This is a genomic window from Porphyrobacter sp. MBR-49 (assembly GCF_053628655.1).
In genome coordinates, this window is the sequence record NZ_JBRJGU010000012.1 from 55,244 (window position 1) to 63,145 (window position 7,902).

General features: G+C 55.4%; 4 protein-coding genes and 1 pseudogene. 4 read left to right on the plus strand and 1 reads right to left on the minus strand.

Annotated features, from left to right (window positions below):
* Window positions 1-127 precede the first annotated feature (127 nt).
* The 4 genes from ACSSV3_RS14325 to ACSSV3_RS14340 are packed head-to-tail and all read left to right on the plus strand — an operon-like array spanning window position 128 to window position 7,186.
* Window positions 128-2,932, plus strand: coding sequence for a class I SAM-dependent DNA methyltransferase (locus tag ACSSV3_RS14325; protein ID WP_354326950.1), 2,805 nt, complete (start codon window positions 128-130; stop codon window positions 2,930-2,932).
* Between the two features lie 13 nt (window positions 2,933-2,945).
* Complete coding sequence (locus ACSSV3_RS14330; protein ID WP_354326949.1) at window positions 2,946-4,997, plus strand: DEAD/DEAH box helicase family protein; 2,052 nt, start codon at window positions 2,946-2,948, stop codon at window positions 4,995-4,997.
* On the plus strand, window positions 4,997-6,187 hold the full coding sequence (locus ACSSV3_RS14335; protein ID WP_354326948.1) for a GIY-YIG nuclease family protein: 1,191 nt from the start codon (window positions 4,997-4,999) through the stop codon (window positions 6,185-6,187). The genes ACSSV3_RS14330 and ACSSV3_RS14335 overlap by 1 nt, the downstream gene beginning before the upstream one ends.
* Before the next feature lie 30 nt (window positions 6,188-6,217).
* The gene (locus ACSSV3_RS14340; RefSeq protein ID WP_354326947.1) at window positions 6,218-7,186 is read left to right on the plus strand and encodes a DUF6161 domain-containing protein; all 969 of its coding nucleotides are present in this window, start codon (window positions 6,218-6,220) and stop codon (window positions 7,184-7,186) included.
* Here ACSSV3_RS14340 and tnpC read toward each other — a convergent pair.
* Window positions 7,131-7,823: pseudogene (tnpC, locus tag ACSSV3_RS14345) on the minus strand (IS66 family transposase); the annotation flags it as partial. The gene ACSSV3_RS14340 and the pseudogene tnpC sit on opposite strands and share 56 nt — an antisense overlap.
* Window positions 7,824-7,902 lie beyond the last annotated feature (79 nt).

Sequence of the window (7,902 nt, forward strand, 5' to 3'; positions counted from 1 at the left end):
CTCGCTCCCTTGCTCGAAGCCTAACCGATTTTATCCGATTATGCCGATGCTTACACTCACACTTCTAAGGCGAGACGCCGCCTCTGGTCAATGCGTTCGGCACACCTGACCTCTGGACTCTGGGGCAATGACCATTGTGGAGGAGGAACTTGGAGCAATCTGTAGAACATCCTATAAGTGCCTGAATCATGGGGACTGCATGCTAAACACGATTGAAATCGAGGAAAGTTTGGAGACGCTCGTCGGTGATGTAGCGGACCGCACCTGCACGTTGCACGACTTCCCCTTCCGGCTAATGGAAGCCTACTCCGCATCCAGAAACGAGATCGCTAAGCTCAGGATGAAGCATTCTCCGGGGCTCATGGCCGCCGACTTGGTATGGCCAAAGAAGCTCATTTATCGAGCAGCCGATCGTGGCCAGGTTCAATCGACGATCGAGACCCTCAAGGCCTCACTCATCGGGAAGAACGGGAAGGTAGCAAAAAGCGTCCCCCGGTTCTTGATGAGCACAGATGGCGATGAGTTCCTGTCAGTCGATCTTAAGACGGGCGAAACACCGGCATTCGACCGTCTTGCCGACTTGCCTGTAAACTATGACTTCCTGCTTCCGATGTTCGGTGTCGAGCGGTATCAGCCGGCGCCGGAAACCGTCGCTGATGTCCGCGCGGCTCGGCACATGGCGAAATTCCATGATGCCATCCGGGACGCCAACCCTGATTGGGGCGATGATCGCGTCCACGATCTCAACCTCTTCATGACCCGGCTGCTGTTCTGCATGTTTGCAGAAGACACCGGCATTTTCCCTGACAAGCTGTTCCTCGAGACTTTACGCCGGGAGGCTGTCGATGTCGGTGGATCCGACACGAAGCGAGTCATCGAAGACATCTTCCTCGCGCTGGACATCGCCGACAAGGTCACTAGGCGGGCAAAAGGCGTCCGATCACAGCGTATTGCGGCTGACTTCCCGTATGTGAACGGCGGTCTGTTCCGCGATCATACCGAGGTGCCGAACTTCAATCGGCGGGCCCGACGTCTGCTGCTTGAGGCTGCTGGGCTTCACTGGGATCAGATCCACGCAGACATCTTCGGATCGATGATCCAGGCAATCGTCCAGACTGACATGCGGGCCGACTTCGGCATGCATTACACATCTGTGCCGAACATTATGAAGGTGCTTGATCCGCTGTTCCTCAATTCTCTGAGGGAACAGCTTACCTCGGCTGGCGATAATGTGAAGGCGCTGGAGAAGCTGATCGACCGGATCTCCCGCATCCGTGTTTTCGATCCAGCTTGCGGTTCCGGCAACTTCCTGATCATCGCATATCGTGAGCTGCGCATCATTGAGACTGAAGCGTTCAGACGAATCCGCGACGTGAAGCGCAAGGGGCAGTTGGCGCTCGCTGACTTCCAGACCGGCATCAAGATCAGCAACTTCTACGGCATCGACCCTGTCGATTTCGCCTGCGAAACCGCCAAGCTATCGCTGTGGATCTCCCAGTATCAGATGAACAAGAAGCTGGACGAGATATGCTCGGCTCCTACCCCAGCTCTGCCCCTGACAGATGCTGGTCACATCGTCGTCGGGAATGCATTGAGAAAAGATTGGGCTGACGTCTGCCCTCCGCGGTCGGATTCTGAGGTCTTTATAGTTGGTAATCCACCTTATCTTGGAAGCAATCTCCAAGACGACGAACAGAAAGAAGACGTATCCATAGTTTTCCGGAACCATACAAAGTCATTTAAAAAGCTGGATTATGTGGCTGCATGGTATGCAAAGGCAGCTCAATACAACCAGATTTCCGGCGGGCAAGCTGCCTTCGTGGCCACCAATTCGATTTGCCAGGGAGAGCAAGTATGCATTCTATGGCCAATTATATATTCATTTGGCCAGGAAATTATATTTGCCTATACATCATTTAAGTGGAAGAATAATGCAACGAACAATGCTGCTGTAATCTGTGTGATTGTCGGAATTGGGGCGCAGGGCAGCCGGCCAGCGAAAATTTTTTATGAAGATCGGTCATTTCCGGCGGATAGCATAAATCCATACCTTGCTAATGCGCCAACAGTTATCGTTTTTCCAAGATCATCCTCGACATCCCTTCCCCAAATGAGCTTTGGCAATCAGTTTCTAGACGGAGGAAACATGATTTTCTCTGAGGAACAGAGAGCTGAACTATTTGATAAATACCCTCAGAGCGAGAAATATTTTCGACAAATTTTAGGTTCAAAAGAACTTATTCAGGGAGACGTTCGTTATTGCCTGTGGATAACAAATAAAGATATCGAGGAGGTTCAATTGATACCTCCGATATGCGAGAGGCTAGAGCGTGTCAGGATCTTTAGAGCGAGTAGTCCGCGTCAAGGAACCAATCAATTCGCCAATTCACCTCATCTTTTTCCCTTAACGTCGAGCCCTCCACAAGAAGCTCTCGTAATTCCGAGAGTCTCCTCTGAGAGACGTCTTTACATTCCATCGGGTTTTGCCACTGATCGGCATATTGTTCCAGACTCAGCGTTTGCTGTTTTGAAGGCGCCGACTTGGCTTTTCTCGATCATTAGCTCAAGAATGCATAGTGCTTGGACGGGTGTCGTTGGAGGGCGACTGAAATCAGATTTTAGATACTCTAACACTCTGGTTTATAATACATTCCCTGTTCCAGATCTATCCCAAGAGCAATTATCTTGCCTTGAGGGGCGCGCACTGAGTGTCCTTGGAGCAAGGGAACCATACTTTACTGACGGCCGGAATTTGGCGTGGCTTTACAACCCCGAGACCATGCCCTCTGATTTGCTTCAGGCTCACCATGAACTCGATGATTACCTCGAGACGATCTACATCGGCCGCCCCTTCAAGGACGATGCCGAGCGCCTGGAACACCTGTTCAAACTCTACGCCCGGATGACCAAAACTGCGGCCAAGGCTGCCTGATCGGGAGGAAACGATGCCAGACTTCATTAAGGTCGAATACGGCGCCACCGGGGCCAGCAAATCCATTGATACGATGGGGATGCGCGAGATGCAGTCGACTGCGTTCGATGCACGCAATGCCCAGTATCTGCTGCTCAAGTCCCCTCCGGCTTCAGGCAAGAGCCGGGCCCTCATGTTCATCGGGCTCGACAAGCTCATCAACCAAGGCCTTCGCAAGGTCATCGTGGCGGTGCCCGAGAAGTCGATCGGTAACTCCTTCCGCTCTACGCTGCTCACGGAGCATGGCTTCTTCGCGGACTGGACCGTCCAGCCTCAGAATAACCTCTGCGATATGCTGGGCGGCGAAGGGGGAAAGATCAACGCCTTCATCCGGTTCATGGAGAGCGATGACGAGATCATCGTCTGCACTCATTCAACGCTGCGTCATGCATTCGATCGGATCGTCAACGAAGGTTCTGGCATCGACGCATTCAAAGACTGCGTCCTCGCGGTCGACGAATTCCACCACGTTTCGGCCGATGCCGACAACAAGCTTGGCGAATTAATCCGCGCAATCATTGCCGAAGGCACGGCACATCTGATCGCCATGACCGGGTCTTATTTTCGCGGTGATCAGGTTCCAGTCCTGCGGCCGGAAGATGAAGAGAAGTTCGCCCGGGTCACCTACACCTACTACCAGCAGCTATCCGGATACGAACATCTCAAGACGCTAGGGATCGGCTACAACTTCTACCATCGCAGCTACCTGACCGCGATCGGAGAGGTTCTCGATCCCAACAAGAAGACCATCATTCACATTCCCAGCGTCAATTCGCAGGCTGCCCTTGGTGATAAGATCAAGGAAATGAACAGCATCCTCGATGTGCTGGGCGATGTTTTCGAAGTCGATGAGGTGACGGGGTTCCAGCATCTGCGGACGCCTGAGGGCCAGGTCCTCAAGATCGCGGACTTGGTAACACCTGATACTCAGCAGCAGGTGCTGAATGGGCTTCGTGGAGTGAGGGAAAAGGATGACCTCGACATCGTCATTGCGCTTGGCATGGCGAAGGAGGGCTTTGACTGGATCTGGTGCGAACATGCGCTGACGATCGGCTATCGCGGGTCTCTCACAGAGGTGGTGCAGATCATCGGGCGGGTTACTCGCGATGCGCCCGGAAAGGCCCATGCCCAGTTCACCAATCTGATCGCCGAGCCCGATACCGAAGACGAAGTTGTGCGCACGGCCGTCAACGACATGCTCAAGGCCATCGCCTGCTCGCTGTTAATGGAGCAGGTTCTGGCCCCAAACTTCAACTTCCGCACGCGGCCTACCGATGATCGGTTCGATGGAACTGCTCGGCCTTCGGTGAAAATTGATCTCCATGATCCAGAACCAGTCGTCGAGGTGAGTGGCCTTAAGGAGCCGACCAGCAAGAGGGCGCAGGAAATCATACAGATGGATATGACGGACCTGATGGCAGCCGTGCTGCAGGACTCGCAGGTTCTTCGCGCTAGCCTGATCCCCGATGAGTTTCCGGCAGAGACAATCAACCAGCACCTTATCCCGGACATCATTGCCCGGCGGTATCCTGATATTGCTGAAAACGAGGAAGACCTTGAAGCCATCCGGCAGAACGTTGTTGCAAGGCGCGCGGTGCTCTCCAAGCTGACTCAATCTAGCCGTGCCTCAGGATTGCCGCCGTCCGAAGAGGAGGGGGCTACTGAAGGACAGAAAGCTCATGCGCAATTGCTCAAGCTGACTTCGAAGTTCGTCTCGATCCCTGATCTGAACATCGACCTGATCGATCAGGTTAACCCCTTCCAGCAATCCTACGAGATCCTCTCGAAAGCACTCGGGGAATCGGTCCTGCGGCGTATCCACCAGTCTATTGCCGAGACCAGAATCGAGATCAGCGAGGCAGAAGCGCTGGCGCAGGTTCCGCGTATTCGCACATTCAAGGAACAGCATGGGCGAGAGCCGAACATCAATGCTGCAGATCCGATTGAGAAACGTATGGCTGAAGCCCTGGCATGGATCAGAGCTGCGGCCATTCGGAGGCAGAAGGAAAAGGATCAGGCGGCCTGATGTCTCGGTCATCGAGCGCCTTTTATGAACTGCTGGATCAGCTCATCACTGACAAGGATGATCTGTTTGTGCCTGAGCTCCGCAAGGCTCCGAACCGGGCAGATGACCAGTCCCGGTTGTTTCTCGAAATCGTGGCCTTCCGTGAGAAGACCGGCAGAGCTCCCGACCCATCGTCACGATCCCCTGAAGAAATGCGCCTCGGCGTTCGGCTGACAGCATTCCAGAAGGATCCCAGCAAGGTCGCTGCCATGCAGGATTTTGACCAGTATGGCCTGCTCCAGCACGCAGCCGAAACACGTAATGAAGTTCCCGCAAGCCTCGATGATCTGATTGCCAGTGGCGATGATCTTTTGATCACGCCAGACGACCATATCTTCGAATTCAATGCTACCCCAACACCCAAGCCGAAGGCCGAGGCCGACATCATCGCCGAGCGCGTTCCGTGCGCGGAGTTCGAGAAGTTCGCTCCGATATTCGACGAGGCGATTGCTGACATCGCAGCAGGCGCCCGTTCGACAGTGCCGACAAGCTCCACCTATCAAATCGCTGTAGGCGATATTTTCATCTTAGAAGGCCAGCTCGCCTACATCGCGGACGTTGGGCCATGGATGACACGGACAAAGGGCGACCAAAAGGATGCGCGCCTGCGGATCATCTATGACAATGGCACTGAGAGCGGCCATCTTCTGCGATCATTCGGCAAGGCACTCTACCGCGCGGACAACAGCAGGCGCGTCCTAGCACCGCAAGCGGGACCTTTGTTCAGCGGTCAGGAAGCCAAGGTCACCGGGTGCATATACGTCGCTCGCACCCTTTCTCAGGATCCGGTGCTTGCAGATTTGAAACACCACATGCTCAAAATCGGATCCACGGTCGGAACGGCAAACGAGCGGATCGCCGGGGCTGCAAACGATCCGACGTTCCTTATGGCGCCGGCCGGGGTCGTTGCGGAATACGAGACGAAGGGCGTCCCACCGAAGAAGATCGAAGGTTTGCTGCACCGGTTCTTCTCAGGTGCGTGCCTGAACGTCCGATTGCCTGACCGGTTTGGCAAATCGGTTGATCCCCGTGAATGGTTCATCGTGTCACCAGAGGCAGTCGAGCAAGCGATCCGGCTCATCGCGACGAGGAGGCTGCACCTCTATCGCTACGATGTTGGCGATGATGTCATCGTTGAACGGTTGGCCTGATGGTGAGACTTTGAAAGGGGTTGAATTGAAGTGAGCGTTGCGGACGACATCAAGAAGAACGCTGCCGATAACCGTCAGTCGAATCGCAACGAGTTCAGCGCTCTTCGCCAGCCATGGAGCAATCTAGAGACATCGGTTGGCGATTATCTTACGAGGCATCCCGAGCGGATTGATCAGATCCCGCAGGTCATTCATTCGAATGCCAACCTTCCCAAAGCGTTCACGGTGGACTCGAAGATCGGCAAAATGATTGCCGATATCGCAGTGGAATCCGGAGCACTGCAGGCTTCGGGGGCCCTTAGATTCCATATGGCAAATGACTCCGAACAGGTCATTCAGCAGATGTCGAAGGTGCAGGTCGCGGGGGTCATCGACCTGCAACAGCGTCTGTCGGGGCTTTCATCTAAGAGCATCTCTACGGCCCGGAGCGCTGCCAGGAACATGGTTGCCTCGCTATCGGAGGACGTTGCAAAGCATCGGCAAGAGCTAGCCGATAAGGAGGAAATGCACAGAACGCGCCTCCAAGAGCTTGTCGACGAAAGCGAACGTCAGAAGGCCGACGTTGAGGAATGGCGTTCAGCCACGGAGGCGTCGATCTCGGAAATTCGCTCTGAGTGGGATCAGCGATTCCAAGAAACACACGAGCAATTCACTGAAAAGCTTCGTATTGAGGCGCCAGTGAAGCTTTGGAACGACAGGGCTGCCACTCACCGGGAGGCTGCCAGAGTATGGCAGAGGGTGTCCATTCTGGCTGCAATTGTGGGAATGGGTTTGGCGGCGCTCTTTGCGTGGGGAGCACTGTCCCTTGCAGCATGGCTCTTTGCGGACGCTTTCGTCGTGGCGAAGGGAGCGCCGCTTCCCTCAGGCCTCAGGCCAACATGGCAGTATGAAGTGATCTTCGCCTCGGGTGCGACGTTGCGTAAGCGTGTGCTGAAGGCCGCGGTCAGGCTGCCTTTGCGAGGTTGTTTTCTGCAGTCGGCTGCCAGTTCCACGGCATGAGTTCGTCCCATCGCGATGCGGGCCAGTCTGCTGCGATCCGGGCGATGACATCGGCGATATAGGCCTGCGGCTCGAGACCGTTCATCTTGGCGGTCTCGATAACCGAGTAGATCGCGGCGGCGCGTTCACCACCGGCTTGGGAACCGGCGAACAGCCAGTTCTTTCGACCGATGGCGATGGGGCGGATGGCTCTTTCCGCGATGTTGTTGTCGATCTCGAGCCGACCGTCATCGAGGAAGCGGGTGAACGCCTTCCATCGTTTGGTGCCATAGCGGATAGCCTTCGCGGTGAGCGACTTTGGCGCAAGTTTGCGCAGGGCATCATCGAGCGCGGCGCGCAGCGCCGTTACCAGCGGCTGCGACCGCTCCTGACGGATACTTCGTCGGATCTCGGCGGGCTGGCCCCTGATCTCGGCTTCGATGGTGTAAAGCTGGCCGATACGGCCGAGCAGGTCAGTGGTGAGCGCGGTAGGCTGCTGCTTGTGGCGCTCGAACAGCTCGCGTCGAAAGTGCGCCCAGCAGGCAACTTCCGATATGCTGTTGCCAGCGTAAAGCGCGTTGAACCCGGAGTAAGCGTCGGCCTGGAGGAAGCCTTGGAACCCGGCGAGTTCACGCTTGGGATTGGACTTGTAACGGTTTTGCGCCGGTCACCGATCTCACTATGCCACCCTGGCTTCGAATGCGAGCGGGCTGATGCCGCCCAGATACGAATGGCGG

Coding starts and splice junctions, on each gene's coding strand:
- ACSSV3_RS14325 (WP_354326950.1), top strand. CDS start 128: ATGACCATTGTGGAGGAGGAACTTGGAGCAATCTGTAGAACATCCTAT.
- ACSSV3_RS14330 (WP_354326949.1), top strand. CDS start 2,946: ATGCCAGACTTCATTAAGGTCGAATACGGCGCCACCGGGGCCAGCAAA.
- ACSSV3_RS14335 (WP_354326948.1), top strand. CDS start 4,997: ATGTCTCGGTCATCGAGCGCCTTTTATGAACTGCTGGATCAGCTCATC.